Here is a 26,115-nt window from a genome sequence, read left to right on the forward strand (position 1 = left end):
CAGCCTGCCACGGGCCCCTCAGGCGCGGACTCGCGAGGCACGGGAATCGGGCATGACGAACCACAGGATCACGTAGATGAGCAGCTGCGGACCCGGCAGCAGGATCGAGGCAACGAACAGGAGGCGGACCAACGCCGGGTCCAGCCCGAAGTAGTCGGCGAGCCCACCGCACACGCCGCCGATCCAGCGGTCCTCCGACCGCATCAGTCGCTTGGGCCCGGAATCTGGGGAATAGGTCATGACGTCACACCTCGTCGTCGTCGGGAAAGGGGGATCGGGGACCTCTCCCCGGTGACCTCCACTCTCCTCCCCGAGCACCCGCTCCACATCGGGGAAAGACCCGATTCTGAGACCCTGATCCGGCGTCGGGGTGCGGTCCGCCCGGTTCAGGTGTGGAACTCGCCGCAGTCCACCGTGAGGGTCTGGCCCGTGACCGCGGAGGCGGCGTCGGAGAGCAGGAACAGCACCGGGTCGACGATCTCGCGCTCGGAGGGCAGGCGCCGCAGATCCATCTTCTCGGCGGTGTGGGCGTAGACGTCGTCGACCGTGCCGCCGTACTTGGTGGCCAGGTGCTCGAAGTACGCCTTGAGGGTCTCGCCGTAGATGTACCCGGGCGCCACGGTGTTGACGCGGATGCCCCGCGAGCCGAGCTCGGTGGCCAGAGAATGGCCCAGCGCGACGAGGGCGGTCTTGGCGATCTTGTAACCCGCGTAGCGCTCGCGGGAGTGGTGGATCACCGCGGAGGCCATCATGACGACGGACGCGCTGGCGGGGGCCGGGTCTGTGGCGGAGTCGGCGGCGGAGTCGGCGGCGGCGGCTGCGGTGCCGGTGGCGGGAGCGGCGCCGGCCTCGAGCAGCGCGGTGAACTCCTGCGTGGTGCGCAGGGCGCCGAGCACCGACAGATCGATCCCGCGGGAGATCTGGTCGTGGTCGGTCTGCGCGAGCGGCTTCATGCTGGGCACCGCGAACGCGCTGTAGACCAGACCGTGCACCGCATCGGTGTGACCCTCCACCGTCTCCCGCAGTGCGCGCACCGACTCCGGGTCGGTGGCGTCCACGGCCGCCGCGATCGCGTTCCCTCCGCCCGCCCGGACCTCCTCGGCGATCTCGACGACCCGCGACTCCGTGCGGGCGGCGACGACCACCGTCGCCCCCTGTGCGGCGGCCTGCAGGGCGAGCGTGCGGCCGAATCCCGGACCCGCTCCCACGATCACGATGGTCTTGTTGCTGAGGTTCTCTGTCATCCGCCTCACTTAACCAGCCCCGGGTGACCGCGGCGGGCAGTTCACCTACGCGGGATACGATCCGCGGGTGGCCACCATTCCCGCGCAGTATCTTCGCAGTTCACACGCCGCGGAACCCCGGACACTCCTCGACGTGTTCGACGCCGCGGCGACCCGCCACCCGGACGCGCCGTGCATCGACGACGGCACCCGGGTCCTGACCTACGACGAGGTGGCGCGGACGATCCACGCCTCCGCCCGATGGATGCACGACCAGGGCGTCGTCGCCGGCGACCGGGTCGGCATCCACATGCCCTCGGGCTCGGCGGACCTCTACCTGGCCATCCTCAGCACCCTCGCCGCCGGCGCCGCGTACGTTCCCGTCGACGTGGACGACCCCGCCGAGCGCGCCGAGCTGGTGTTCGGTCAGGCGCAGGTCGCGGCCGTCTACACCGCCGACGGCATGCTCGTCACCGACCCCGACCGGACCACCTCACCCTCGCGACACCGCGGCCCGACGGTGGACGACGACTGCTGGATCATCTTCACCTCCGGGACCACGGGCCTGCCCAAGGGTGTGGCCGTGACGCACCGCAGCGCGGCGGCGTTCGTCGACGCCGAGTCCCGGCTCTTCCTCACCGGCGCGCCGCTGGGCCCCGGCGACCGCGTGCTGGCGGGGCTGTCCGTGGCGTTCGACGCCTCCTGCGAGGAGATGTGGCTCGCCTGGGCCCACGGGGCATGCCTCGTGCCCGCGCCGCGCTCGGTCGTCAAGTCGGGCCTCGACCTCGGCCCGTGGTTGCGGGATCGGCGGATCACCGTCATCTCCACGGTGCCGACCCTCGCCTCGATGTGGCCCGATTCGATGCTCGCCGGTATCCGGATGGTGATCCTCGGCGGCGAGGCCTGCCCTCCGGAACTGGCCGAACGCCTGGTCGGTGACGGTCGCGAGGTGTGGAACACCTACGGCCCCACCGAGGCGACCGTCGTCGCCTGCGCGGTCCGGCTGGACGGCGTCGGTGAGGTGTCGATCGGGCTGCCGCTGGACGGCTGGGACCTCGCGGTGGTCGATGCGGCGGGCGATCCGGTGGGCTACGGGGAGTCCGGCGAGCTGGTGATCGGCGGGGTCGGCCTGGCGCGGTACCTGGACCCCGAGAAGGACGCCGAGAAGTACGCGCCCATGCAGACCCTGGGCTGGGAGCGCGCGTACCGCTCCGGCGACGTGGTCCGACTCGAGGCCGACGGCCTGTACTTCAACGGCCGCGTCGACGACCAGGTCAAGATCGGCGGCCGCCGCCTCGAGCTGGGGGAGGTCGACACCGCCGTGTCCGCCCTGCCCGGGGTCAGCGCCGGCGCCGCCGCGGTGAAGAAGACCGACGCCGGCCAGCCCGTGCTCGTGGCCTACCTCGTCGCCGAGGACCCCGGCCGCTTCGACCTCGCCGACGCGGCCGGGCGCCTGCGCGAGCACCTGCCCGCCGGCGTGGTCCCGCGCCTGGCCCTGGTCGACGAGCTGCCGACCCGCACCTCCGGCAAGGTCGACCGCGCCGCCCTGCCGTGGCCGCTGGCCCAGACGTCGGCCGCCGAGTCCGAACTCGACGGTATCGAGGCGTGGGTCGCCGAACTGTGGTCGGCCGCCCTCGGAGCCGACGTCTCCGGGGTCGACGAGGACTTCTTCGCCCTCGGGGGCGGCTCGCTCGCCGCCGCGCACGTGGTGGCCCGCGTCCGGGAGCGCTTCCCCGCGGTAACCGTCGGCGACATCTACGACCGCTCACGCCTGGGCGACTTCGCCGGGTTCCTGGACGAGCTCGAGCCCGAGGCCGAGGTCGAACCGCGACACGTCCGACCCGTCGGCCGCGGCGCGCAGCTCCTGCAGATGCTCGCCACGATCCCGCTGCTCACCCTGACCGGCTTGCAGTGGCTCACCTGGGTGGGTATCGCCAACAACGTCGCCGTCGGCCTCGGGCTGCCCTGGGCGCGGCCGGTGTCGTGGTGGGTGCTCGGGATCATGGTGGCTCTGCTCCTGCTGCCCGCCGGCCGCATGCTGGTCACCGCCGGCCTGTGCCGGGTGCTCACCGCCGGCGTGGCGCCGGGGACGTACCCACGGGCGGGGTCGGTGCACCTGCGGATCTGGGCCGCCGAGCGGTTGGTCGAGGTCTCCGGGGCCGCCAACCTCGAGGGTGCCGGGTGGCTCACCCCCTTCGCCCGGTTGCTGGGGGCGCAGATCGGACACGGTGTGGACATGCACACCCTCCCACCGGTCACCGGCCTGCTCCGGGTGGGCGACGGGGCCTCGATCGAACCCGAGGTGGACCTGGCCGGGTACTGGATCGACGGCGACCTCGTGCACGTGGGCTCCGTGGAGATCGGCGAGAACGCGGTGGTGGGCGCCCGGTCCACCCTGCTGCCCGGCGCGGTGGTGGGCCGCGGGGCCCACGTGGAGATCGGGTCCGCGGTGGTCGGCACGGTCAAGGCCGGTAAGCGCTACGCAGGCTCGCCCGCGCTCAAGCGCGGCAAGCGTGGATCGAGTTGGCCGGCCGAGCCCGCGCCCCACAACCGGCTCTGGAGCCTGGTCTACCAGTTCTCCGCCGTCGCGCTCGGTGCGATGCCGCTGGCGGCCCTGCTCGCCGGCCTCGCGCTGGTGGCCTGGGGAGCCCGCGGCGCGGGCAGCCCGAGCGAGATGGTCCTACTCGCCGCACTGTGGTCGGTCCCCGCCACCCTCCTCGCGCTCGCACTCTTCGCCGCGGCCACCCTCGGGGCGGTGAGGCTGCTGTCGATCGGCCTGGACCCCGGCTTCCACCCGGTCCACTCGCGGATCGCCTGGCAGGCCTGGTGCAGCGAACGCCTCATGGACGCCGCCCGGAACTGGCTCTACCCGCTCTACGCCTCCATGCTCACCCCGGTCTGGCTGCGCATGCTGGGAGCCAGGATCGGCAAGGACGTCGAGGCCTCGACCGTGCTGCTCATCCCCGCGCTCACCACCGTCCGCGACGGGGCGTTCCTCGCCGACGACACCATGGTCGCGCCGTACGAACTGGGCTCCGGATGGATGCGTCTGGAGCACGCCCAGGTCGGCAAGCGCGCCTTCCTCGGCAACTCCGGGATCGCCTCCGCCGGGCGGAAGGTGCCCGCGCGCGGCCTGGTCGCCGTGCTCTCGTCCGCCCCGCAGAAGGCCAAGAAGGGCACCTCGTGGCTGGGGTCGCCGCCGCAGAAACTCCCTCGCGCCGTCGCCGACACCGACGACGTCCGCACCTACCAGCCGCCGCGACGCCTCAAGGTCGCCCGGGCGGCGTGGGAGACCCTGCGACTGGTCCCCGTCTGGATGTCGTTCCTGCTGCTGGTGAGCGTCCTGGTGGTGATGCAGGAGATCCACCTGGAGTGGGGCTTCGGCGTGGCGGCACTGACCTCCGGGCTGACGCTCGCCTACGCGGGCCTGGTCGCCCTGGTGGTCGCCGCCCTGGCCAAGTGGATCCTCGTGGGCCGGATCCGCGCGGGCGAGCAGCCGCTGTGGTCGTCGTTCGTGTGGCGCAACGAAGTCGCCGACTCGTTCATCGAGTTGCTCGCCGCGCCGTGGATGGCCCGGCCCGCGTCGGGCACCCCGGTGATGAACGCGATGCTGCGCCTGCTGGGCTCACGGATCGGCCGTGGCGTGTGGTGCGAGTCGTACTGGCTGCCCGAGGCGGACCTGATCACCCTCGGGGACGGCGCCACCATCAACCGCGGGTGCGTGGTCCAGACCCACCTGTTCCACGACCGCATCATGCAGATCGACCGGGTGACGATCGAGGCCGGCGCCACGCTGGGGTGCCACTGCGTCGCGCTGCCGGCGTCGTCGATCGGTGACGGCTCAACCGTCGGCCCGGCCTCACTGGTGATGCGCGGCGACCGCATCCCGCCCGGCACCCGCTGGCAGGGCAATCCGATCGCACCCTGGCGGGGCTGAGCCGGTGGGCGGGTCAGCCGCCGGCGATGGCCCGCAGCGCCGCCAGGTGGGACGCGTAGGCCTTGCGTCCGTCGCGGGTGAGCGACAACCACGTCCGCGGTCGCTTGCCGACGTACCCCTTGCTGACCTTGACGTATCCGGCCTTCTCCAGCACCGATGCCTGCTTGGACAGTGTCGAGTCGGTGACCTCGACCGCGTCGCGGATGGTGGCGAAATCCGCGTAGTCGACGCCAGCCAGGGCCGCGACGATGGAGAAGCGGACGGGCGCGTGGATGACCTCGTCCAACCGGTGGCGGGCGTGCCCTCCCGATCCGCCGCCCGCCCCCGGGGCGGAGCCCCCCGATGCAGCCGGGGTGCTCGTCGTCGTCTCGTCGCCCGTCATATGACCGCCCGTCGTCTCGCCGCCCATCTTCTCTCCGCTCACCGCTCGGATCCCCGCCGGTCGATGATCGCGGCGGCCACCAGGCCGGGCAGGGCGACCAACAGAACCCCGAGGAGGTACCACCAGGCGGTGAGCCCGATCGTGGTGCGGATGACGTTCAGGCCGGTGACGACGACGAGGATCATCACGCCCGATCCCGCGACGCCCCACGTGTAGGTCCGTCCCGATCCGCGGGGGCCCGCCTTGATCGCGCGTCGCTGCCAGAAGATCGCCACGAAGAGCAACAGCACGTACGGCACGAGCGCCCAGTTGGAGAACATGATCGCGACTGTCCCGATCCCCATCAGAAGCGAGATGGCCGCGGCGAACGCCGCGAACAGGCGGGCGTCGTGCCGGGAGCTGACCGGTGGGCGACCCTCGGCCTCGGCGAGCATGCGGGCGGCCTCCGCTCGATCGACCTCGCCGGTGCTGGAGTTCTGCGGGTCCATGGGTCTGCCTTCCGTCGGTGCCCCGGGGGAGTTTCCGCCGCGGAGTGGTCTTGATAGTAAGCAAGTACTTTCCAGTTTGGCAACTACTTTCTCGGGATCGGCCACGTCTCGCGTCGAGAAGGGCGTCGCCGGACGCGGGTCCTCTAGACTCGCGCAGGTCATGGAATTGAAGGCAGTGAAGTCAGACCTCGTCGCCAGGATCGCGTCCCCACGCACGCCGTCGGGCGCCGATCCGGTCGACCCCTACCTGCCCGGCGCGGGCAACCACGGATATCGCGTCACGCGCTACGAGCTGGACCTGAGCTACAAGGTGAGCCCCAACAACCTCCGTGGCGAGGCGGTGATCACCGCGACCGCCACCGAGCCGCTGGAGACGATCCGGCTCGACCTCTCCCCACACCTGACCGTGTCCAAGGTGCTCCTCGACGGGGGCCGCGTCACCCGCTTCACCCGGCCCCGCGGCAAGCTCTCGATCACCCCCGCCGAACCGCTCGCCGTCGGATCAGCGTTCACCCTGACCATCCGCTACTCCGGCAACCCGAAGCCGATCCGTGGGCCGTGGGGCGAGGTGGGCTGGGAGGAACTGACCGACGGAGTCCTGGTCGCGGGCCAGCCCAACGGCGCCGCCAGCTGGTTCCCCTGCGACGACCACCCCTCGGCGAAGGCCCCGTTCCGCATCAGGCTCACCACCGACTCGCCGTACCGCGCCGTCGTCACCGGCACGCTGGTCGGCAAGAAGCGCAGTGGCAGCACGACCGCATGGGACTTCGACCTCCCGCACCCCACCTCCCCTTACCTGGTCACCGTCAACCTCGGTCAGTACGACCACCTCGAGTCCACCGACGGGCCGGTGCCGTTCCACGCCTTCGTCCCCGCCGACCTCAAGCGGGGATTCCGGCAGGCCTTCGCCCGGCAACTCGAGATGATCACCGTGTTCTCCGATCTCTTCGGCCCGTACCCGTTCGACAGCTACAAAGTCGTGGTGACCGACGACGAACTCGAGATCCCGCTCGAGGCGATGGGCATGTCGACGTTCGGACGCAACACGTGTGAGGCCGCGGGCCGGCCGGACTCGGACGAGCGACTCATCGCCCACGAGCTGGCCCACCAGTGGTTCGGCAACGCCGTCACCATCGCCGAGTGGAAGCACATCTGGCTGCACGAGGGGTTCGCCTGCTACGCCGAGTGGCTGTGGACCGAATTCTCCGGCGGCGCCGACGCCGGCAGTCACGCACTGCGCTACTACTCCAAGCTGCAGAACTCCCCGCAGGACCTCCTCCTGTCGGACCCCGGACCCGAGGACATGTTCGACGACCGTGTCTACAAGCGCGGCGCCCTGACCCTGCACGCGCTGCGCCTGACGATCGGCGACGACCGCTTCTTCGATCTCCTCCGCGCGTGGGTCGCGACGTACTCCGGCAGGACCGTCACCACCGACGACTTCCTCCACCTGGCCGCCGACCACTCCCCCGTCGACCTGCGGCCGCTGTGGAACGCCTGGCTGTTCTCCGAGCCCCTGCCGCCGACCCTCGGTATGCCCGATGACGCCACCGGCAGCCACTGAACCGACACCCACCACCGGCCGGTCGGCCGCGGGCGGGATGCGGGCACTGACGCTGGCGACCGTGTTCGCCGCGGCCTCCGGGTACCTGGTGATGCTGGTGGCCGGCCGCGCACTCGGCCCGGCAGACTATCCGTTGTTCGCCACCTACTGGGGAGCGTTCTTCGCCCTCGGCGGCGTCGCCAACGGGCTGATGCAGGAGGTCACCCGCGCCGTCCGCTCGGCCCGCGGGGGTGGGACCGGCACGGTCGGCGCGCGGCCGCCGCGGTCGGCCGTCCGGTTGCTGTCGGCCGGGCTCACGCTGGGCCTGGTCCTTGCGGCCGCGGTGGCCGTGAGCGCACCGGCCTGGCCCGCGCTGGGCCTGCCCACGTTCTCCGGCGTCGGCGTCGCCATCATGGCGTTCGGCATCCTCGGCTTCACCCTCCAGGCCGCCACCGCGGGCGCCCTGTCGGGAACCGAACGCTGGGGCCTGTACGCGGTCCTGCTCACCGTCGACGCGGCGCTGCGCCTGGCCGTGGCGGGCGTCGCGTGGTGGCTCGGCGACGCCGGTCTCGGATTCGCCGTGGCCACGGTCGCAGGCGCCGTCACGTGGGCGCTGCTCATCGCCCTGTCCCCCGCCACCCGCGACGCGCTGGCCTCCGCCGTCGACGCCGGCCGCCGGCGCTTCTGGCGCAACACCGGGGCAGCCATGCTCGCCTCCGCCGGCACCTCGGCCTTGGTGACCGGGTTCCCGCTGTTCGTCACCGCCACCGTCCGCGCGGACGATCCGGCCCCACTCGTCGGCGCGGTGATCCTCGCCATCACCCTGACCCGCGCGCCGTTGCTCGTGCCGCTCACCAGTTTCCAGAGCGCGATCATCGTCTACTTCGTCCAGCGCCGCGCCCGCGGACCGCGGTCGCTGGCCGCCCCCCTCGGCCTGGTGACGGCGGTGGGAATCGTGGGAGCAGGGGCCGCGTGGCTGGTCGGCCCGTGGCTGATCCGCGTGTTGTTCGGCGGCGACTTCGAACTGCCCGGTGCGGTGCTGGCCGCCCTGACCGCCGCGTCGGTGGGCACCGCCGCCCTGATGGTGACAGGCAACGCGGCGCTGGCCTTCGACCGCCACCTCCTCTACAACGCCGGGTGGTGGGTCGCGGTCGTCGCCGCGGCGGCCCTCCTCGTCGCCGTGCCCGGACCACTCGACGTGCGCGCCGCGATCGCGCTCCTCGCCGGCCCCGGCATCGGGGTCGCGGTCCACGTCACCGGCCTGGCCGTGACCGCGCGCCGCCCGGAAACCGACGCATGACCGACGTCCGTCTGCTCGCCCGCCGGGGCGGCGAACTCCTCGCCGCCCTCCTGGTCGCGGCCGTGGTCGGTGCCCTCACGTTCGCTGGAGTCGACGCGCTGCCGTTCGTCGAACCCAGCTGGCTGCCCGAGACCTTCGGCGCGACCCTCGCCGCGGGGGTCGTCATCCTCGCCGGGTGGCTGTTGCTGCGCAGGGCCACTGGCGGCCGGGCCCTGTGGCTGCTCGGAACCGCCGGGCCGGCTTTCCTGGCCTCCTCCCACCTCGGACTGCTGCTGAACGGCACGCCGCACTACCTGTTCGGCCTCGGCGGCGACCAGCTCAACCGCGTCGCCTACGTCACCCGCTTCGCCGACTCCCCCGCCCTCGCCGACCCCTTCTACGCCGACGCCGCGCCCTTCTACCCGCCACAGTGGTTCTGGGTGGGCGGGCAGCTGTCCCGGATCACGGGCATCGACGGCTGGGAGTTCTACAAGCCGTACGCCATCGTCACCATGGCCATCGCCGGCGCGATCGCGTTCGTGGCCTGGCGATGGCTCGTCCCCGCGCGGCTTGCCGTCGTGTTCGGTCTCGTCACCTCGGTCATCGGCGGGCACACCAACGCCTACGAGCCCTACTCGTGGATCCTCATCTGCCTGCTCCCGCAGGTCGTCGTGGCGACGTTCCTCCTCTGCGCACGGGTGGCCGCCGCAGCCGGATCCCGGACGAGCCGCGGACCCACGTGGCCGCTGGTCGCGACGATCGGCCTCTACCTCGGCTGGGCTGCGCTGGGCTACACCCTCATCGCGGGTGTCGCGGCGCTGATGGTGGGCCTCGTCGTCGTCATCCATTCCTGGCGGTACCGCGCCGATCGTGCGGTGGTCCTCGCCCTGCTCGGCCGCCTGGCCGCCATGGCGGCGATCTCCGCGGTGATCGCACTGTTGTTCTGGCACCGATTCCTGCTGGCCGCCCTCGGCGGCGCGGACACCGAACCCTCGGTGGCCAACGACTTCGCGCCCGAGATCGCCTCGCGGTGGCCGCTGCCGATGCTCGAGGTGTCCGCCGTCGGGCTACTGTGCCTGATCGGCGTGGTGTGGCTGGTCGTCACCGTCTGGCCCGATGGAGCCGGCCGGGCCTCCGAGCACGCGGCGGCGACGTTGCGAACGCGGATCGGCACCGAGCACGACACGGACCACGTCGTCGACACCGACGCCGACGGCCCTCTCCCCCCGGCCGATCGACGGCTCGTCCTCGCACAGGCCCTGGGCCTCACGGCGGTGACCGTCCTCGGGTGGTACGTGCTCTCGGGGCTGCGGGCGGTCACCGGCAGCACGCTGCTGCCGTTCCGGATGATCCCGATCATCACCCTCGTCCTCGCCCTGGCGGGCGTGGTCGGCGCGCTGACGCTGGCCCGGTGGGCCGTGCGGACCTCTCCCGACCGGTCCCGTGGCCGCGTCACCGCCGCGGCGGTGGTGGTCGCGGGCCTCGCTGCCGTCCAGATGGTGCAGCACGTCTCCGGGGAGGATGCGGAGTTCGCCGCCGAAGCCCGCGGGTTCCCCGCGGTGCCCCGCGACGTGCTGGACGCAGTGGACGACATGACCGGCGACCGGGCACCCTCGGACCTCGTCCTGCTGACCTCGGATCCGACCCTCTACGCCTACCGGCCGTACTTCTCGTTCCAGGCGCCGGCCCAGGCGTACGCCACGCCCGCCGGCCGGTACGAGGAGCGCCTCGACGAGATCCGGAGCTGGGCGGACACCGAGACCCCCGGAGAGCTGACCGCCGCGCTGGACTCGAGTGAGTTCCGCAGCCCCGACGTTCTGGTCCTCACCCGCGAGGGGTCCCGCCGCTGGGTTTTCCCCGCGATCGTCAACCAGATGCCCCGGGTCCAGAACAACGCGCGCGAGGAGATCGTCTTCCGGCCGCGGCAGTTCGACGATCCCGCCCGCTTCGACGTCCGAGAGGTGGGGTCGCGGATGGTGATCGTGCAACGCTGAGGCCCCGGCGGGCGCGCCGGGGAGCACGGGCCCACCCGGGCCCCGGCAGCAGAGACCCGCTATGCCCTCCGCAGCGATGCCTGCGCCGGGAACGGCACGACGATCTCGCGGCCCACGTCCTCCACCGCGTCGGTGAGCACGGTGGTCAGCACGATGCGGTCGTCGTAGACGTGGGCGATGCGGACCTCGGTGTCACGCCCGTCCTCATCGACGAGGTAGCGGTCCATGAGGAAGCGGAGGCCGACCCGCTCGAGCGCGGCCTCCGCCTCGTGCCAGTCGTCGACCGGGCCCATCGGCCGGCCCAGCCTGTCGATCGGCACGAGCGCCGGCTCGGCGACCGTCATGTCGATCCAGCCGACCACCTCGCCGTCGTCGCGACGGTGCGGGATCCACGTCTCGGGGATCACCCGTGTGTCAGAACTTGCGGAACGTGTGCCCGAGCAGCTTCTTGCCGCCCTCGGTCAGCTTGCCGGCCCTGGCCGCGGTCGGGATCAGCGACAGCGCGTTGAGCCGCGAGGTGACGTGCAGGCGCGCGGCCCGCTCGGCGCTCTTCCAGCCGCGGGCCGCGAACGCGTCGGCCTCACCGGCGAAGAAGCGGGCCTCCTCGTCGAACCGCCGACCGTCGAGGGCGCGGACCGACGAGTCCGACGCCGAGTGCCGGCGGTAGAGGAACGCCAGCGTGGGGTCGTAGATCATGTGGCCGCCCCCGGTGATGACGTCAACCAGCAGCGCGAGGTCCTGCACCACGTCCAGACCCTCACGGAACCCGATCCGCTTGACCCACTCGGAGTTCCACGCCAGCGACGGGAAGTAGGTCCAGTTGCCGTGCATGAGCGAGGTCATGAGCTTCTCGCCGTGCAGCACGGTGCGGCCCTGCGCCTTGGGCTGGGTGAACGCCTTCACCGAGTCGGACAGCCCCCGGACGGGCGCGCCGTGCTCGTCGATGACGCTGACCCCCACCTCCATCACGGCGGCATCCGGCACGGCGGCGAACCCGTCTGCCACGACCTGCAGGTAGTTGGGCAGCATGATGTCGTCGGCGCCCATGATCACCACGGTCGGCGCGGTGACCATGTCCACGCATTTGCGGTAGTTGCCGTTCGCGCCGAGGTTGGTCTCGTTCTTCTCGTAGGTCACCCGCTCGTCGCGCGCGGTGATCTCGCCCATGTAGCGGGCCGGCTCCGGATCCGGGTAGCCGTCGTCCACCACGACCAACCGGAAATCGCGGTAGCTCTGCGCCAGGACACTGTCCACGGCCTTCTTGAAGTGGTCGACGTCCCCGTAGTAGGGGAGCATCACGTCGATGGCCATCAGGGGAACCGCCGTCCTTCTCGTCACCGGATTGTCCGTCCGGTCGCATAGTATCGACCTCCGATGAGCAGTGACAGTGAGCAGCACCCAGGCGGCGACTCGGCGGGCCGGAACGAGGACGTCCGAAACCACGACGTGTGGCTGATCGTCCCGTGCTTCAACGAGGGCACCGTGATCGAGGAGGTGCTCCGTTCGGCGCGTGGGACGTTCCCCAACATCGTGGCGGTGGACGACGGTTCGGCGGACAACTCGGCGACGGCGATCCACCGCGCGGGTGCGCACCTGGTCCGCCACCCGGTGAACCTGGGCCAGGGCGCGGCCATCCAGACCGGCGTGGAGTATGCCCGCGCCCAGCCGGGGGCCCGGTACTTCGTCACCTTCGACGCCGACGGGCAGCACCAGGTCAAGGACGTGCTGGCCATGGTGGAGCGGGTGCGCTCCGAGCCGGTGGACATCGTCGTGGGCACGCGCTTCGGGCGCCCCCGCCGCGACGACGACCAGGTGCCGCTGATCAAGCGTCTCGTGTTGCGGACCGTGGTGCTGCTGAGCCCGCGCACCCGGCGGCTGGGTCTGACCGACGCCCACAACGGTCTGCGCGTGTTCAACCGACGCGTCGCGGAGGACCTCAACCTCCGGATGAACGGGATGAGCCACGCCAGCGAGTTCGTGGAGCTCATGGACAGCCGCGGCTGGCGGGTGGCCGAGCAGCCGGTCGACATCCTCTACACCGAGTACTCGATGTCCAAGGGCCAGTCGCTGCTCAACGGCATCAACATCCTCTCCGACGGGTTCGTGGGAAAGAGGCTGCCCCGATGATCAAGGTCCTGCTCCTGCTGGCCGGCGCCGCGCTGGTCGTGTTCTTCCTGGCCAACCGCCGCAAGGCGCGTGCGAAGGCCGGGGTGAAGATCGGGTTCGTGCTGTTCGTCGTGTTCATGGTCTACGCCGTGATCCGGCCCGACGACCTCACCGTCGTCGCCAACGCGCTCGGGGTCCAGCGCGGCACCGACCTGGTGCTGTACGCGCTGGTCATGGGCTTCGCGTTCGTGACGGTGTCCACCTACGTTCGTTTCCGCGAGCAGGAACTGCGGTACTCGCGCCTGGCGCGGACGATCGCGTTACAGAACGCGGTGCGGCCCGATGACAAGGTCGACGCGGTGGTCATGAAGCCGGCCCCGGACGACGACGACCCGATGCGGTCCTGACCGCAGCCGTGGACGGGGGCGCGAACGAGGACGTCCGCGGCGAGGCCGCGCGCCTGCGACGCCGCCTCGGGGTGGCGCGCGGACGACTCGACGCGCTCCTCCAGGCCGCTGGCGACCCGGGAACGGGCGGGGTGGGAGACGCCGCCGGTGGGGACTCCGCAGCGCGCGGGGGTCTCGCCCGGATCGACGACGACGACGAGGTCCGCGCCCTCCTGCGCCCCGCAGCCGATCGGATCGCGCGCCTGCTCGAGCTGACCGACGGCCTCGCGGACGGCACGCTGTCCGAGGCGTCGGCTGGCGACGCGGCCCGGGCGGTCGCCGACACCCAGCCGTTCCGGCGGCCGCGGTGACCGGCGCACTGCCGGAGACCCCGCCGCCGGCCCGGGTGATCCGGTTACTCGACCTGGCCGCCGGCCTCGTCTCGGCGCGGGATGCCCTGGCGACCGCGCGCGACGCGCTCCTCACCTCCACGACCCGCTCCCCCGCCCTGGACGCGCTGGCCGACGCCGTCGGCGGCGAGGCCCGCGGCCTGACCGAGATCCTGGCGGGCGTGTACCGGCTGGTCGAGCTCGCCGAGGACTCCTGGGACGACCTCGACGGGCCGGACCCGCTTCCCGAGCCCGGGCGCGCGGCCCTGAGGGCGACGCTGGACCGGGCGGTGGACAACGCGTTGGCCGACCTGGCCAGGCTCGCCGGGGTCGCGGCGGTCGGGCCGGACGTGGCGGGTGGGCCGAGCGGGCCGAGTGGGCCGGGCGTGGCGAGTGGGCCGGGCGGAACCGGCAGCCTCGACACCGCCGCGACCGTCGCCGCCTGGGACCCGGACCCGGCCGAACCCGATCCTGCCGACCCGGCCGATGTGTATGCGACGGTCGAGCACATGCCCGTCGCCGACCGTCGACTCCTCGCGCTGGCCGAGCCGAAGGCCGTGGGCGGGACGTACGGCGTGCCCTGGCCGGTGCGGGCCCGCGCCAACGCGGTGGCCGTGCGCGCCGCGCTCCACCGCGAACAGCTGGCGGGTACGCCGTGGAGTCCGCGCATCGGGCGTCTGGAGACGATGGCGCGGCGTGATGCTCGTCGTCGTCGTTCCTTCCCGGCGTTCTCACCGCGCCGCGGTGGGCGGATGATCGAGGGGGTGGGCGAGCTCGGCCCGGAGACCGAGGCGGTGGCGGTGTACGTGCCCGGCACCGGCACCAACCTGGACATGTCCCACGTCAACACCGACGTCGCGGTGGACCTCGTCGAGGCGGGCGGCGGGCGACTGGCCGTGGTGACGTTCCTCGACGGCGAGTTCCCGCAAGACATCATGGCCGATGCCGGCGATCCCCGGTTCGCCGACGCCATGGCGCCGCGCCTGGTCCGCTTCTGTCGCGAGGTGGACAGGGTCATGGAGATCGAGTGCCCCGGCGCGGCGCTGACCGTGGTGGGGCACTCGTACGGCGGGCGGATCGTGGGCACCGCCGAACGGCTCGGCCTGCGCGCCGACCGGGTGATCTACGCCGAGTCGCCCGATCTCGGGGTGGGCGTCGCCGGGCCGTCGGACTGGCGCGCCCCCGGACCGGTGCGCAGGTACTCCCTCACCGCACCGGGCGACCCCGTGGAACTACTGCAGATCCGGTTCGGCCTACGACAGCGCGGGTCGCACTCCGACCTGGGCGGCGGCGCCGTCCGACTCGACACCGGCTACTTCGCCGACGGCACGCCCGTCTACGGCACGCGCGGTCACGGCGGCGTGTTCGACCGGGACTGCGGGGCGTTCCGGGCGATGCTCGCCGTGATGCTCGGCGGGCAGGTGCCCCTGTGGCGTGAACGGCGGATCCGGGCGCGCCACACCGGCGTGGACCGCGGTCAGGAGGGGCGGGTCCTGCCCGTCCTGCGCCGACATGCCGTGGGCCTGTTGCTCCGTCGCGATCAGGACCCCTACGGCGAGGCGGCCGTGCTCTGGGAGGGGCCTGAGCGACTGACGACGGTTCCACCGGCGACGCGCGCGGCGAGGGAAGAGGTTGGCGTTCCCACGGACGCTGTCTGATACTGGGGCCCATGGCTTCGCTCGACACCCGGTTCACCCCACCGTCCCTCACCACCGTGGGGATGGGCGCCCTGGGCGTCCTGTCGGTCGGGTTGATCTCCGCCGGCCTCTGGTACGACTCCCACCGCAGCGCCGAGGCCGTCGAGCGGGCCCGCGCGCAGGTCGAATCCGCGCAGACCACCGGGCCCACCACCGAGCCGATCGCGAGCACCACCTCGGAGAACAGCACCGAGTCGAGCACCGAGGAACCCACCAGCGAGGAGTCGACCGAGGTCTCCGAGGAGACCGAGCCCGCCGACGACCGGGCCGAACAGGCGGTCGCCCCGGTGGCCCCCGTGACCAGCGTGCCGACCGTCGCGCCGGTTCCGCGGGCCGCCGCCGTCCAGCCGGTCCGTCAGGCGCCGGTTGTCCCGGTCGCGCCCGCGGCCCCCGCCCCGGTGGCGCCCGCTGCGCCGGCGGCGCCCGCGGAGGGCGACGGTGTCGCCGGTGGCGGAGCCGAGGGCGGCACCGCGGGTGACGCCACGGGCGGCGCGGACGACGCCGGTCAGGGCGAGGGAGAACTCGAGGTCACCGCGCCCGACGGCGCCCGGCCCGCGCCCGGATTCCCGGACCTGCTCCGCCCGTTCCTGCCCCGGCCGAACTTCGCCCCGCAGCAGGACACCGTCGGCGCCGCGGCCGTGGGCGCCGACGCGGTCGGGACCGCCGGCGCCGCCGAGGCCGACGGCGACGCGGGTGAGGACGGAACTGCTCGCGCCGACGGCGACGCGCGCGCCGACGGCACCGCCGGCGCCGACGAGAACTAGCGCGTCAGTCGCGGAAGGACGTCAGTCGCGGAAGTAGTCGACCGTCCGGGCGACGCCCTCGCGGATCGTCACCCGCGGCGTCCAGCCGAGTACCTCGGCAGCGCGCTCGGCATCGAGGGCCGAGCGAGCGACATCCCCCAGGCGGGCGGGGGCGTACTCGGGATCGTCAGCGGCCCCCGCGGCCTCGGCGACCAGGGTGTGCAGCCCACGGTCGGTGGTCTCCACGCCGGTGCCCACGTTGAAGCGCAGCCCCGCCGCGGCCGGGACCTCGGCGGCGCGGACGAAGGCGTCCACCACGTCGTCGACGAACACATAGTCGCGCGTGTTGCCGCCGTCGCCGAACACGCGCGTGGGCTGACCGGCCAGCAACCGCTGGGAGAAGATCGCCACGACCCCGGCCTCGCCGTGCGGGTCCTGCCGCGGCCCGTACACGTTGGCCGGCGCGACGCCCGCCCACTCGATCCCGTACAGGCGCGAGAACATCTCCAGGTAGATCTCACCGGCCACCTTGCCGGCGGCGTACGGGCTCAGCGGGTCCACCGGTCGGGTCTCGGCGACGGGCAGCTCGGTCACGGGCCCGTAGATGGACCCGCCTGAGGAGGTGAAGACGATTCTGCGCACCCCGACCTTGCGGGCCGCCTCGGCCAGCCGGACGGTGCCGACGACGTTGACCTGGGCGTCGTGGACCGGATCCTCCACCGACAGGCGCACGTCGATCTGCGCGGCCAGGTGGAAGATGACCTCGGGCCGGGCGGCGGCCACCACGTCCTCGATGGCGGGGTCGGTCAGGTCGAGCTCCCGGAACTCGAACCGGTCACCGGCCTCACGGGCCGCCGCCAGGTTCTCGAGCCGCCCCCGGGACAGGTTGTCCACCACGGTCACGTCATGGCCCTCACCCAGCAGCCTGTCCACCAGGGTCGACCCGATGAACCCGGCCCCTCCCGTCACCAACGCGCGCATGTGATGCCCATCCCCTCGTCTGCGACGACACCGCCGCGGCTCCCTCACCTTCAGGCCCGTGCACAGGATACGACCGTGGGACCGGTGGCGAGGTCACTCCGGCCCGTATGTCCCGGCCGCCCGGGTGAGCGGGGACCGCCGCTCGGGCGGGAACGGGGAGTCCTCCACCATCTGCGCCAGTTCGGCGTCGGTGAACGCGTCCCGCACCGCGTAGATCCGCACCTGCGACTCGGCGTACACCTTGACCAAGCCGGGCGTGCCGTCGAGGCGCAGCAGATGCTCGTTGGGCTTCTGGAACCCCCAGTAGTTGGGCGGGCTCACGTACACGTACGTCACACCGAGCTCCGCCAACGCGCGGTCGACGCGGGGGTTCACGCCGGCCTCGTCCATCCGGGAGAACAGATAGGTGGTCAGCGGGGTCGTGGAACCGGGTTGGAGGTAGTGCCGCGAGGTCGAGGGCAACCCGTCGGTGGCGTACATCCAGCCCGAGCCCTCGTCGGGATTGGTATAGATGAGACCCGAGTAGGCCTGCGGCTGCTCGGACAGCCAGCGGAAGGCGCGCAGGTCGTGCTCGTCGACCATGCGGTTCCACCGCTGGTTCACCCCGGCCGCGACCGCGTACTCGGGCGAGGCCTGCACCACCCAGGACCCCACCCCCACCAGGGCGGCCAGCGCCACGGCCACCCGGGCGAGCCGGACGCCGCCACCGTCCGGGTCGGTGAGGGGATCGACCAGCCTGCCCAACCATCCCGCCAGCGCCTGGACGGTCGCCCCGACGCCCACACCCACCGCCGCGGCCACGACCACGGCCAGCACCACCCCGATCCGGCGGGGGTCGTTGTAGTAGATGCTGCCGATCCCGCGGAGTACACCGCCGGTCCAGTTGCCGAACACGCTCATCGAGTTGACGCACACCACCAACAGCCCGCCCCACAGCAGCAGCGGCCAGAACACCTTGCGGCGCAGCATCACCACCAGGCCCAGCGCGGCCACGGACAACAGCACCCACCGCACGCCCCAATCCTGGACGTGGCGCACCTGCAGGGCTACCGCCTTGCCCCAGGTGGCGGCGCGGTCGGCGTCGATCTGGAACTCGAAGGCCGAGATGTCGTCGGCCTCCTCGGACACCGTGAGCACCTGCGGCAACAGCGTGAGCACCCCGGCGAGCCCGATGCCGGCCAACACCACGAAGTCGCGCACACGGCCGCGGACCGGCCGCCACAGCCCGTCGAACAGCCACCAGAACAGCACGAACACGGCCGCGGTGACCATGGCCGACGGATGGACGCCGCCGATGCCGACCAGCCCGAGCGCGGCGGCGGGAATGAGCCGCCGATCGGCCAGGGCCGCCACCACGACCGCGGCCCCCAGGCCGGCCATGCCGTTGGCCACGGCCGACGGGGTGGCGGCCACCATCACCTCGACGAACGGCAGACCCGGGAACAGCGGGGTGGCCATCGCGGCCACGGCCGCCGAGGTGGCCACCACGGGCCGGGAGAACCGGCGGTGGGTGATCAGCCACGCCAAGGCCGCCACGCCCAGCGGGAACACGAGGGCGACACTGCCGATCTGCACGAGGTTGTACGTCTCGACGGCGCCGATCCCCCGCAGGCCCATGACCAGGGCGGCGATCGAGTGCCACGTGCTCGGGTAGTAGAGGGTCGCGCCGTTCTCCGGGTAACGCAGCTCCCCGGCGAGGTCGGGCGACGCCACGCCGAGGTCATGGATGAAGCGGATGTAGTTGGCGTGCCAGTGGGCGTCCCAGCCCTGGAAGATGTTCGCCGTGCCGCCGGGGGTCGCCGAGAGTTCGGTGAGGATCATCTGGCCGATCAGCCAGGCGCTCGTCAGGATCGCCGCGCCCGGCAGCAGCCACCACCACGAGCGCCGCCCGGGCCGACCGTCCACCCCGCCGGGGCGCTCGACCCCGGCGGTTCCGCGAACCCTGCGGAGTCGGCCGACCCGGCCGGTTCGGCGGCGCCGGCGACGGCGTCGCCCGTCCGCCGGCGTGGCGTCGCGGCCTCGTCGTCGTCGCCACACCCATGTCGCCCCGGTGATCAGCAGCCCCACCACGCCGACCACCGCGGCGGTCGCGGCCGTGGCGACCACGTAGGCGCCGAGCGACCACGGCACCCCGACCCGGCCGTAGACGTAGCCGGCGATCGCGGCGATCCCGAACGAGACCGGGATCGACGTGCCCAGCGCGAGACGCAGGGGCAGTTGCGCGGCGGCGCCCACGATCGCACCGGGCACCACCAGGAGCGCGGTGAGGGTCATCATGACCAACGCGATGTCGATGACCCGCCTCCGTTCCTGGACCTGTCCGTGTTCTGGCCCTGTCCGTGTCCGTGTCCCTCTCGGCGTCCGTGGGCCCGCCGTCCGACCCGCCCATTATGGTCCACCGGGCCGTGGAACCTCAGCGCGGCACGAGTACGCCGACCGGTCCGCTGCCCACGCACAGCTGGGAGGCGCCCCCGCCCGGGGAGACGGTCAGGCCCGTCCCCCCGCCCTCGAGGCGGACGTACACCGTCCCCGGCCCGGCCTGGACGGGGGCCGTCACCTCGTCGCCGTCATCGAGACGGACCGCGACGTGACCGTCGGCGTCAGCGAGGAGGTGGAGCCGGACCACCCAGTCGCGCCCGAGCAGCGGACCGTCCAGGGCGATCCGGGCGCCGTCCGGGCCGACCCGGTGGCCGCAGTCGGGCGCCGGCCCCTGCGGGATGGTGCGGCCCGGGACCACGTCGGCGGGATGCAGCGCCCCGTGCGCGTCGATCGCCACCGGGTCGCGGGTCCACGCCCCCACCGCCGGGACCCCCGGCACCCCGGCGAGCAGCGCGGACAGCCGGTTGGCGGGCGTCGTCAGGGGGAGCAGCACCTCGAGCGGGACCTCCTTGTCGAGCAGGGGCTCGGTGCGCTCGCGCAGCGCCGCGAGCAGCGGCTCGGTGTAGTCGCGGGACGGCTGCTCCGACCACACCTGGCGGTACGAGACGGTCGAGACGGCGGAGGAGGCGAGCAGCGCGACCAGGCCGAGCGCGCCCGCCATCGGCAACCAGGTCCCCGCGCGGCCGATCCGCGGGGCGGGGTCCCCCTCGGGCGCGGCGCGCTCCCCGGGCGCGGCGTCCTGCCGGCGCGGGGCGTCCTGCCGGCGCCGGGCGTCCTGCCGGCGCGGTGCGGCGATCGCCAGAGCGGCGGCCGCAGCCAGCACCACCGGCAGTTCGGAGTGGTACCGGAGGGTCTGCACGATCTCCGTCGCGGTGTCCGGGCCGGTGCGCCCCACCGCGACCAGGACCACCGTCACCATCGGGTACAGCGCAGCGGCCACCCAGATCGCACCGGTGCGCCGCCGGGTGAAAACGGACCACGCCAGGACCGCCGCGACCGCCAGGGCGCCCACGACGACGGCCATCGTCGACGGGTCTGCCATCGGGGGTCCCGGGTGCCAGCGCTCCCAGCTCCACGGTCCCCCGCCCAGCGTCGGCACCACCGCCAGCCGGTAGGTGTGGTCCACCAGGTCGACGAATCCGGGCCCCGGGCTCCCGGCGCCGGTGCCGCCGGTGTCGTCCCCGCCCTCGGTCCCGGCCGGGAACCCGCCCGACGATCCTCCCCCGAGACGGCCGACGACGACGAGGAACACCGCCCCCCACACCACGACGATCGCGGCCAGTGCCGACCAGGCCCAGCGGGTCCGACGCCACAGGGCCCGCAGCTCACTGCGTGTTCCGCCGCCCGTCCACCACGACCCCAGCAGCACCGCCGCGGCCACCACCGGGATGATGAGCGCCTTCTCGACGAACAGCAACCCCAGAGCCGTGGCCACCGCGGCACCCACGGCATGGCGTCGGCGACCCGAGCGGGCGAGCAGGATTATCGACGCCACCGTCCACGCCATCGCGGCGGCGAGCGGCAGCGCGTTGAGGGCGGCCGCCCACCACGTGGCCGACGGCAGGCCGAGCGGGATCGCGAGCGTGGCCACGAGTGGGACCAGCAGGATCGCCCGGCCGGCCAGCAGGACCCACAGCATCCGGGCGAGCGCGGCGCCCGCGACCAGCTGGAGCAGCGCGATCTGTACCAGCGGCACGCGGAAGTCCAGCGGCGCGACGTGCGCCGCGACCCAGGTCAGGGCCATCGCGCCGGGCATGAGGTGACCGTCGTGGTCCGCGAACAGGAACGCGGGATCCGGGAACGCCTGCGCGGCCGCCCTGCCGTGCAGGAGGAGATCGTCCCAGTAGAACCAGCCCGCCGCGGCGACCCAGGTGCGCACCGCCGTGGCCGCCACCACCAGCGCGCAGGCCGCCAGGACGAGCCGACCGCGATCCGTCGGCCGGGCCCGCGCGGGAACGTCGGGCGTGCCCGGGGTGCGGTCGTCGGGCGTGCCCGGGGTGGGTCGGCGGCTGGACGTGGCGGGGGGCATCGCGGGCCACGCTAGTCGGCCCGGCGGGAGCGCACGTGCCCTCCCCTGAGTGTCAGGGCGCTCGGGAACGATGGCCGCTACGCCTGCGCCCCCGCAGACCCGCATCGCCGCGCATCCGGTCCCGCCCCACGCATCCGCTCCCGCGCCTGGCGTCTCGCTCGCGCGGCTGCACGCCCGGGCGACAGCCGCACGTCAACATGGCGTCTCGCCTGCCCCGAAGCGGGTGCGAGACGCCACCCCGGGGAGCGGCTGCGATGCAGGTGTACGGGCGCCACGACCATCATGGGCACAGTCGCGCCCGTGGGTGCGCTCCGGCCTGCGACGATGCTCGGCCGCGGGCGGGGGTGTCGGAGGCCCTCGATAGGGTGCCCCGCATGAGTTCCGGAACCCCTCGTGCAATCGGTGCCGTCGTCCTCGGGGTGGCCGTGCTGGCCGGGATCGGCTGGTGCGCCGAACCCGAGGAGGGCGCCCCGGGCACGGTCGGCGCCCCGGGCACGGTCGGCACTCCCCCGACGTCGGCGGTCGACCCGGAGGGGAACACCTCGCCGTCGTCGCCGGTGGAGCCCCCGCCCGTCGACGCGCAGCCGGCGCCCCCCGCCGAGCCCGCGCCCCCGGTCGACCCCGACGCCGGCCCACCCGGAGATCCCCTGGTCGCGGCGGCCCGCGGGGCCCTGCCGCAGCTCGAGGTCAAGGGCCGGGCGCCCAAGACGGGCTACGACCGCGACCTGTTCGGGCAGTCGTGGACCGACGACGTGTCCGTGGAGTTCGGCCGCAACGGCTGCGACACCCGCAACGACATCCTCCAGCGCGACCTCCGGGACATCACCTTCCGGCCCGGCACGCGGAACTGCGTGGTCCTCACCGGCGTCCTGGAAGGGCCGTACACCGGGGAGCGGATCGACTTCGTCCGCGGGCAGGACACGTCATCGGAGGTTCAGATCGACCACGTGGTGGCGATGTCGGACGCGTGGCAGAAGGGCGCACAGCAGCTCACCGAGGAGCAGCGGCGTGACTTCGCCAACGACCCGCTCAACCTGCTGGCCGTGGCCGGGTGGGCGAATCAGCAGAAGGGCGACGGCGACACCGCGACCTGGCTCCCGCCGCGTCGCGAGTTCCGGTGCTCGTACGTCTCGCGCCAGGTGCTGGTCAAGGACCGGTACGGACTGTGGGTGACGCAGGCCGAGCGCGACGCGATGGACCGGGTCCTGGCCGGCTGCTGAACCCGCCGCAGCGCACCGCGGCCGGGCAGGGCGCACCGCAGCCGGGTCAGAAGTCGAAGAAGCCGCCGCCGTCGCCGCCGAACAGGCCGCCGTCGAAGAAGCCCCCGCCGCCGTCTCCCCCGCCATCGCCGCCGAACAGGCCGCCGTCGAAGAAGCCTCCGCCGTCGCCTCCGCCATCGCCGCCGTCCCCACCCATGAGTCCGCCGTCGAAGAACCCCTCGCCGCCGTCGCCGCCGCCCATGTCACTGACGTCGGCGCCGCCCTCGCCCACCCCGGACGCGAAGTCCTCACCGGAGTACCCGATGCCCGACATGCCGGCGAACATCATGTTGAACATCATCATCGAGCCCATCATCCACACGCCCGTGGTGAGGGCCGACGCCCACCAGGGCTCCGAGTACCAGCCGGCCGGGACCGGTCGACCGGCCACGACACCGCCCGGGTAGTAGTGCGGGGTCTCGTCGCTCGGATCGGTCGCGGCCTTCATGGTCCGGCCCTCGACGTCGACCTCGCGGTCCTCCGTCACACGGCCGGCGCGGTCCTGTCCGGGGGTCTTGGGCAGCTCAGGGCCCGGGTCCAGGCCCATCGCCGAGCGCGCGGCACGCACGTAGTACAGCCCCTCCAGCGCGGTGTCCTTGGCCAGCTGCGCCTGCACCGGGGTGCGGGCGTTCTCCAACTCGGACACGGCCGCCGTGTAGCGCTCCGACGCGTCGGCCATGGCCTGCTTGGACGCCTCGTCGGTGCCGTCCAGGTTGAACACCTGGCCCCCGAGCCGCTCGACCCACCGGGCCGCCTCGGCCCGGTGGTCGGCGAGGTGGTGATTGTCCTGCGCCTCCAGCTGGGTCTGGCCCTTGTTCTGACTGCGCGAGACCACAGCGACGGCCACCGCGATCACTGCGGCGATGAGGAGGAATTCCACAACACGACCTTTCTCGGTACTGGTGTCGAGGGTACCGAGATCGCGGCCCGTGGCGCGCGGCCCAGCCCGGGGCTCAGCGGTCCCGCGAGGGCGCGGGGTGCGCCCGGGTCACGCGGTCGAGCCACGCCACCGCCGCACCGTCGATCGGGGTGCCCTCGACGACCATCGGCCACGCCCCGTCCATCCCTCCGTCCACGGCCGCGTCGGCGAGCAGGGACTCCCAGAACGTGGCCGAGCCGAACTCCCCGCGCCACTGCAGGGCGGGCAGAGTCAGGCGGTGCAGGGTGTGCTCGTGGGTCGTGCCCATCGCGCCGTGGACCTGGTGGGCGTTGCGGACGGCCACCGCCAGGGCCTGCGAGACCACGCTGCGCGCCGCGGCCACCCGGAATCCGGACAGCGGCCCGCCGAGGTCGGTGGTGAGGGCGTCCGCGACGGCCTGGTCGACCGCCGCTCGCGCGAGAACCGTCTCCGCGGCGATGTCGACGACGAGGTTCTGCACCGACTGGAACCGGGACAGTGGCCGGCCGAACTGATTCCGCTGGGTGGTGTGCGCGACGGCCGAGTCGAGCATCCCCTCGGCCGCACCCACGCACTGCACCGCCCTGGCCAGTGCTCCCCGCAGGACGGCGGCCTCGACCGCGGCGGTGTCGACCGCGGTCCACGTCGCGTCCTCCGGCGGGCTCACGTCGGCCAGCGGGACCGCGGACACCCCGCGGACGGCCTCGACGCCGGTTCGGACTGTCGGCACCTCGGCGAGCTCGTACCCGCCGGCCGGGCGCCCGCCCACCTCGTCGTCGTCCCCTCCGGCCCGTCGGACGAACAGGACCGTGTCGGTGCCACCCGCCCAGGCCACGCGTCGCGCGTGGCCGTCGGGGCCGATCACCGCGAGGGTCGCCGTCGCCGTGGTGGCGTCATCGAGCGCCGCGGCGCGACGAAGGGGCCCGACGACGAGGTCGGTCTCGGCGTAGGGGACGGCCACCCCCGCGGCCGCGGACAGGCGGAGCAGAGCAGCCGCCTCCGTCCAGCCGGCGCCGCTCCCGCCGCCGGCCTCGGGGGCGGTGAGCCGGGCGAGCCCCACCTCGACCAGGCTCTGCCACACCGCAGCCGGGTCGGGTTCCACGTCGGCGCCGTTGTGCGCGGAGAGGACGTCGCCCATCATCGTGAGCAGGTCCTCGTCGACGACCGGGCCGGCGGTCGCAGCGTGCTGGTCGGCCGGGTCCGCAGACGCGGCGTGCTGGTCGGTGGCGTCGCTCATCGCATCCCCAGTCCTCGCGCGATCACGCCGCGCAGGATCTCGTTGGTCCCGCCGCGGAGCGTGAAACCGGGGCGTTGGTGGAGTCCCGCCCGCAGCAGGTCCGTCAGTTCGGCCGCAGCCGGGTCGTCACCGGGCGCGAACTCGTCGCCGAGGCCGGTGGAGACCGCCTCCACGAGATCGCCCTCGGTGGTGGTGCCCAGCAGCTTGACCAGCGCGGCGGCGGTGTCCGCGGGCTCGCCCCGCTGGAGGGACCCGGCGATGTTCTGGCTGAGCGCGTGCAGACCGGCCATCCGGGCCACGGACCGACCGAGGTCGGCGCGCGGGGGCAGTGCCCCCGCGGCGACCGCCCCGATCTCGGCGGCGAACACCCGGAAGGAGGACAGGAACCGCTCGGGGCCACTCCTCTCGAAAGCCAACTCCGAGTTGACCTGCTCCCAACCGTGGCCGAGGGTGCCGAAGACCATCGAGTCGGGCACGAACACCTCGTCGAGGACGACCTCGTTGAAGTGGTGATCGCCCGAGAGCGACACGATCGGGCGGATGGTGACGCCCTCGCTGCGCAGGTCGACGATGAACTGACTGAGCCCCGCGTGGCGGTTCGACGTGTCCAGGGGCTCGGTGCGGCACAGGGCGATGAAGGCCTCGGCGTGCTGCGCCCCGGACGTCCACACCTTGGTCCCGGTGATCGACCAGCCACCATCGACCCGAACGCCCTTCGTCCGCACGCTCGCGAGGTCGGATCCCGAGTCCGGCTCGCTCATCCCGATGCCGAAGCAGCACTCGCCCGCGGCGATCCTGGGCAGGTACTCGCGCTTCTGCTCCTCGGTTCCGTACCGCAGTAGCGACGGGGCGATCTGGCGGTCGGCGACCCACTGCGCCGCGACGGGCGCGCCCACGGAGAGCAGCTCCTCGGTCACGACGAAACGTTCGAGGAAGGTGCGCCCCCGCCCCCCGTACTCGGTGGGGATCGTCATCCCCACCCAACCGCGCTCGGCCAACCGGCGGGTGAAGTCCTCATCCCACCTCGTCAGCCACGTGTCGATCCACGGGGTGAGGCGGCCTGCGGCGATCTCGTCGGCGAGGAATTCCCGCACCTCGGCCCGCAGGGTGGTCATCTCCTCCGACGCCAGGGTGGTCGGTGGGGCGATTCGTGACGACATCGGAC

22 protein-coding genes are annotated in these 26,115 nt (G+C 73.0%); 10 read left to right on the forward strand and 12 right to left on the reverse strand.

Translation table 11 applies throughout. The features are described 5' to 3' along the window. Positions 1–18: 18 nt before the first annotated feature. Together Q2K20_RS13390 and Q2K20_RS13395 are read right to left on the reverse strand one after the other, a co-directional pair. Positions 19–240, reverse strand: a complete 222-nt coding sequence (locus Q2K20_RS13390; protein ID WP_067711554.1) for a PspC domain-containing protein — start codon at positions 238–240, stop codon at positions 19–21. Between the two features lie 146 nt (positions 241–386). After that, a complete protein-coding gene (locus Q2K20_RS13395; RefSeq protein WP_119192897.1) occupies positions 387–1,244 on the reverse strand; it encodes an SDR family oxidoreductase in 858 nt (285 codons plus the stop codon). A gap of 67 nt (positions 1,245–1,311) precedes the next feature. On the opposite strand from Q2K20_RS13395, the gene Q2K20_RS13400 reads away from it, so the two are divergent. Further along, the gene (locus Q2K20_RS13400) at positions 1,312–5,160 is read left to right on the forward strand and encodes a Pls/PosA family non-ribosomal peptide synthetase (protein ID WP_317176843.1); all 3,849 of its coding nucleotides are present in this window, start codon (positions 1,312–1,314) and stop codon (positions 5,158–5,160) included. Positions 5,161–5,173: 13 nt separating this feature from the next. Here the strand turns inward: Q2K20_RS13400 and Q2K20_RS13405 are convergent, their stop codons facing one another. Both Q2K20_RS13405 and Q2K20_RS13410 read right to left on the reverse strand, forming a co-directional pair. After that, positions 5,174–5,584 carry a winged helix-turn-helix domain-containing protein gene (locus tag Q2K20_RS13405; protein WP_227022180.1) on the reverse strand — a complete coding sequence of 137 codons (411 nt, stop codon included), beginning with the start codon at positions 5,582–5,584 and terminating at the stop codon, positions 5,174–5,176. Beyond that, a complete protein-coding gene (locus tag Q2K20_RS13410) occupies positions 5,581–6,030 on the reverse strand; it encodes a hypothetical protein (RefSeq protein WP_119192898.1) in 450 nt (149 codons plus the stop codon). Before Q2K20_RS13410 ends, Q2K20_RS13405 begins: the two co-directional genes overlap by 4 nt. A 160-nt stretch (positions 6,031–6,190) precedes the next feature. Between Q2K20_RS13410 and Q2K20_RS13415 the strand changes: the two genes are divergently transcribed. Genes Q2K20_RS13415 through Q2K20_RS13425 form a run of 3 tightly spaced genes read left to right on the forward strand, consistent with a single transcriptional unit; the run spans position 6,191 to position 10,846 of the window. Then, complete coding sequence (locus Q2K20_RS13415) at positions 6,191–7,594, forward strand: M1 family metallopeptidase (protein ID WP_167492377.1); 1,404 nt, start codon at positions 6,191–6,193, stop codon at positions 7,592–7,594. Then, on the forward strand, positions 7,572–8,873 hold the full coding sequence (locus Q2K20_RS13420) for a polysaccharide biosynthesis protein (protein WP_096906121.1): 1,302 nt from the start codon (positions 7,572–7,574) through the stop codon (positions 8,871–8,873). Before Q2K20_RS13415 ends, Q2K20_RS13420 begins: the two co-directional genes overlap by 23 nt. After that, positions 8,870–10,846 carry an arabinofuranosyltransferase gene (locus Q2K20_RS13425; protein WP_119192900.1) on the forward strand — a complete coding sequence of 659 codons (1,977 nt, stop codon included), beginning with the start codon at positions 8,870–8,872 and terminating at the stop codon, positions 10,844–10,846. The genes Q2K20_RS13420 and Q2K20_RS13425 overlap by 4 nt, the downstream gene beginning before the upstream one ends. Before the next feature lie 59 nt (positions 10,847–10,905). Here Q2K20_RS13425 and Q2K20_RS13430 read toward each other — a convergent pair whose 3' ends face one another. Together Q2K20_RS13430 and Q2K20_RS13435 are read right to left on the reverse strand one after the other, a co-directional pair. Next, positions 10,906–11,253, reverse strand: a complete 348-nt coding sequence (locus tag Q2K20_RS13430) for a hypothetical protein (protein WP_067711532.1) — start codon at positions 11,251–11,253, stop codon at positions 10,906–10,908. A 7-nt stretch (positions 11,254–11,260) separates the two neighbouring features. After that, on the reverse strand, positions 11,261–12,157 hold the full coding sequence (locus Q2K20_RS13435; protein ID WP_067711529.1) for a glycosyltransferase family 2 protein: 897 nt from the start codon (positions 12,155–12,157) through the stop codon (positions 11,261–11,263). 63 nt (positions 12,158–12,220) lie between these two features. On the opposite strand from Q2K20_RS13435, the gene Q2K20_RS13440 reads away from it, so the two are divergent. The 5 genes from Q2K20_RS13440 to Q2K20_RS13460 are packed head-to-tail and all read left to right on the forward strand — an operon-like array spanning position 12,221 to position 16,188. Continuing rightward, positions 12,221–12,973, forward strand: a complete 753-nt coding sequence (locus tag Q2K20_RS13440; RefSeq protein WP_069389182.1) for a glycosyltransferase family 2 protein — start codon at positions 12,221–12,223, stop codon at positions 12,971–12,973. After that, positions 12,970–13,359, forward strand: coding sequence for a DUF2304 domain-containing protein (locus Q2K20_RS13445; protein WP_069389183.1), 390 nt, complete (start codon positions 12,970–12,972; stop codon positions 13,357–13,359). Before Q2K20_RS13440 ends, Q2K20_RS13445 begins: the two co-directional genes overlap by 4 nt. A gap of 8 nt (positions 13,360–13,367) precedes the next feature. Continuing rightward, complete coding sequence (locus Q2K20_RS13450) at positions 13,368–13,709, forward strand: hypothetical protein (RefSeq protein ID WP_119192903.1); 342 nt, start codon at positions 13,368–13,370, stop codon at positions 13,707–13,709. Then, entirely contained in the window at positions 13,706–15,385 is a 1,680-nt protein-coding gene (locus Q2K20_RS13455; RefSeq protein WP_313313068.1) for an alpha/beta hydrolase, read from the forward strand. Before Q2K20_RS13450 ends, Q2K20_RS13455 begins: the two co-directional genes overlap by 4 nt. An 11-nt stretch (positions 15,386–15,396) precedes the next feature. After that, positions 15,397–16,188: a hypothetical protein gene (locus Q2K20_RS13460; protein WP_163375440.1), complete on the forward strand. Its 792-nt coding sequence runs from the start codon at positions 15,397–15,399 to the stop codon at positions 16,186–16,188. A 21-nt stretch (positions 16,189–16,209) separates the two neighbouring features. Here Q2K20_RS13460 and Q2K20_RS13465 read toward each other — a convergent pair whose 3' ends face one another. The 3 genes from Q2K20_RS13465 to Q2K20_RS13475 all read right to left on the reverse strand — a co-directional run bounded on the left by Q2K20_RS13465 (position 16,210) and on the right by Q2K20_RS13475 (position 21,556). Beyond that, a complete protein-coding gene (locus Q2K20_RS13465; protein ID WP_119193525.1) occupies positions 16,210–17,148 on the reverse strand; it encodes an SDR family NAD(P)-dependent oxidoreductase in 939 nt (312 codons plus the stop codon). Between the two features lie 93 nt (positions 17,149–17,241). Continuing rightward, a complete protein-coding gene (locus Q2K20_RS13470; RefSeq protein ID WP_269528923.1) occupies positions 17,242–19,425 on the reverse strand; it encodes a DUF6541 family protein in 2,184 nt (727 codons plus the stop codon). 136 nt (positions 19,426–19,561) lie between these two features. Beyond that, entirely contained in the window at positions 19,562–21,556 is a 1,995-nt protein-coding gene (locus tag Q2K20_RS13475) for a hypothetical protein (RefSeq protein ID WP_269528922.1), read from the reverse strand. 374 nt (positions 21,557–21,930) lie between these two features. On the opposite strand from Q2K20_RS13475, the gene Q2K20_RS13480 reads away from it, so the two are divergent. Then, positions 21,931–22,776, forward strand: coding sequence for an HNH endonuclease family protein (locus tag Q2K20_RS13480; protein ID WP_268099228.1), 846 nt, complete (start codon positions 21,931–21,933; stop codon positions 22,774–22,776). A 46-nt stretch (positions 22,777–22,822) separates the two neighbouring features. Here the strand turns inward: Q2K20_RS13480 and Q2K20_RS13485 are convergent, their stop codons facing one another. The 3 genes from Q2K20_RS13485 to Q2K20_RS13495 form a co-directional block, all read right to left on the reverse strand. Further along, positions 22,823–23,695, reverse strand: a complete 873-nt coding sequence (locus Q2K20_RS13485; protein ID WP_096906129.1) for a hypothetical protein — start codon at positions 23,693–23,695, stop codon at positions 22,823–22,825. 73 nt (positions 23,696–23,768) lie between these two features. Beyond that, positions 23,769–24,950, reverse strand: a complete 1,182-nt coding sequence (locus tag Q2K20_RS13490; protein ID WP_301162173.1) for an acyl-CoA dehydrogenase family protein — start codon at positions 24,948–24,950, stop codon at positions 23,769–23,771. Further along, positions 24,947–26,110, reverse strand: a complete 1,164-nt coding sequence (locus Q2K20_RS13495) for an acyl-CoA dehydrogenase family protein (protein WP_269501665.1) — start codon at positions 26,108–26,110, stop codon at positions 24,947–24,949. Before Q2K20_RS13495 ends, Q2K20_RS13490 begins: the two co-directional genes overlap by 4 nt. Between the last annotated feature and the right edge of the window lie 5 nt (positions 26,111–26,115).

The sequence above is a fragment of the Dietzia sp. IN118 genome (genome assembly GCF_032905965.1).
Lineage (GTDB): Bacteria > Actinomycetota > Actinomycetes > Mycobacteriales > Mycobacteriaceae > Dietzia > Dietzia kunjamensis.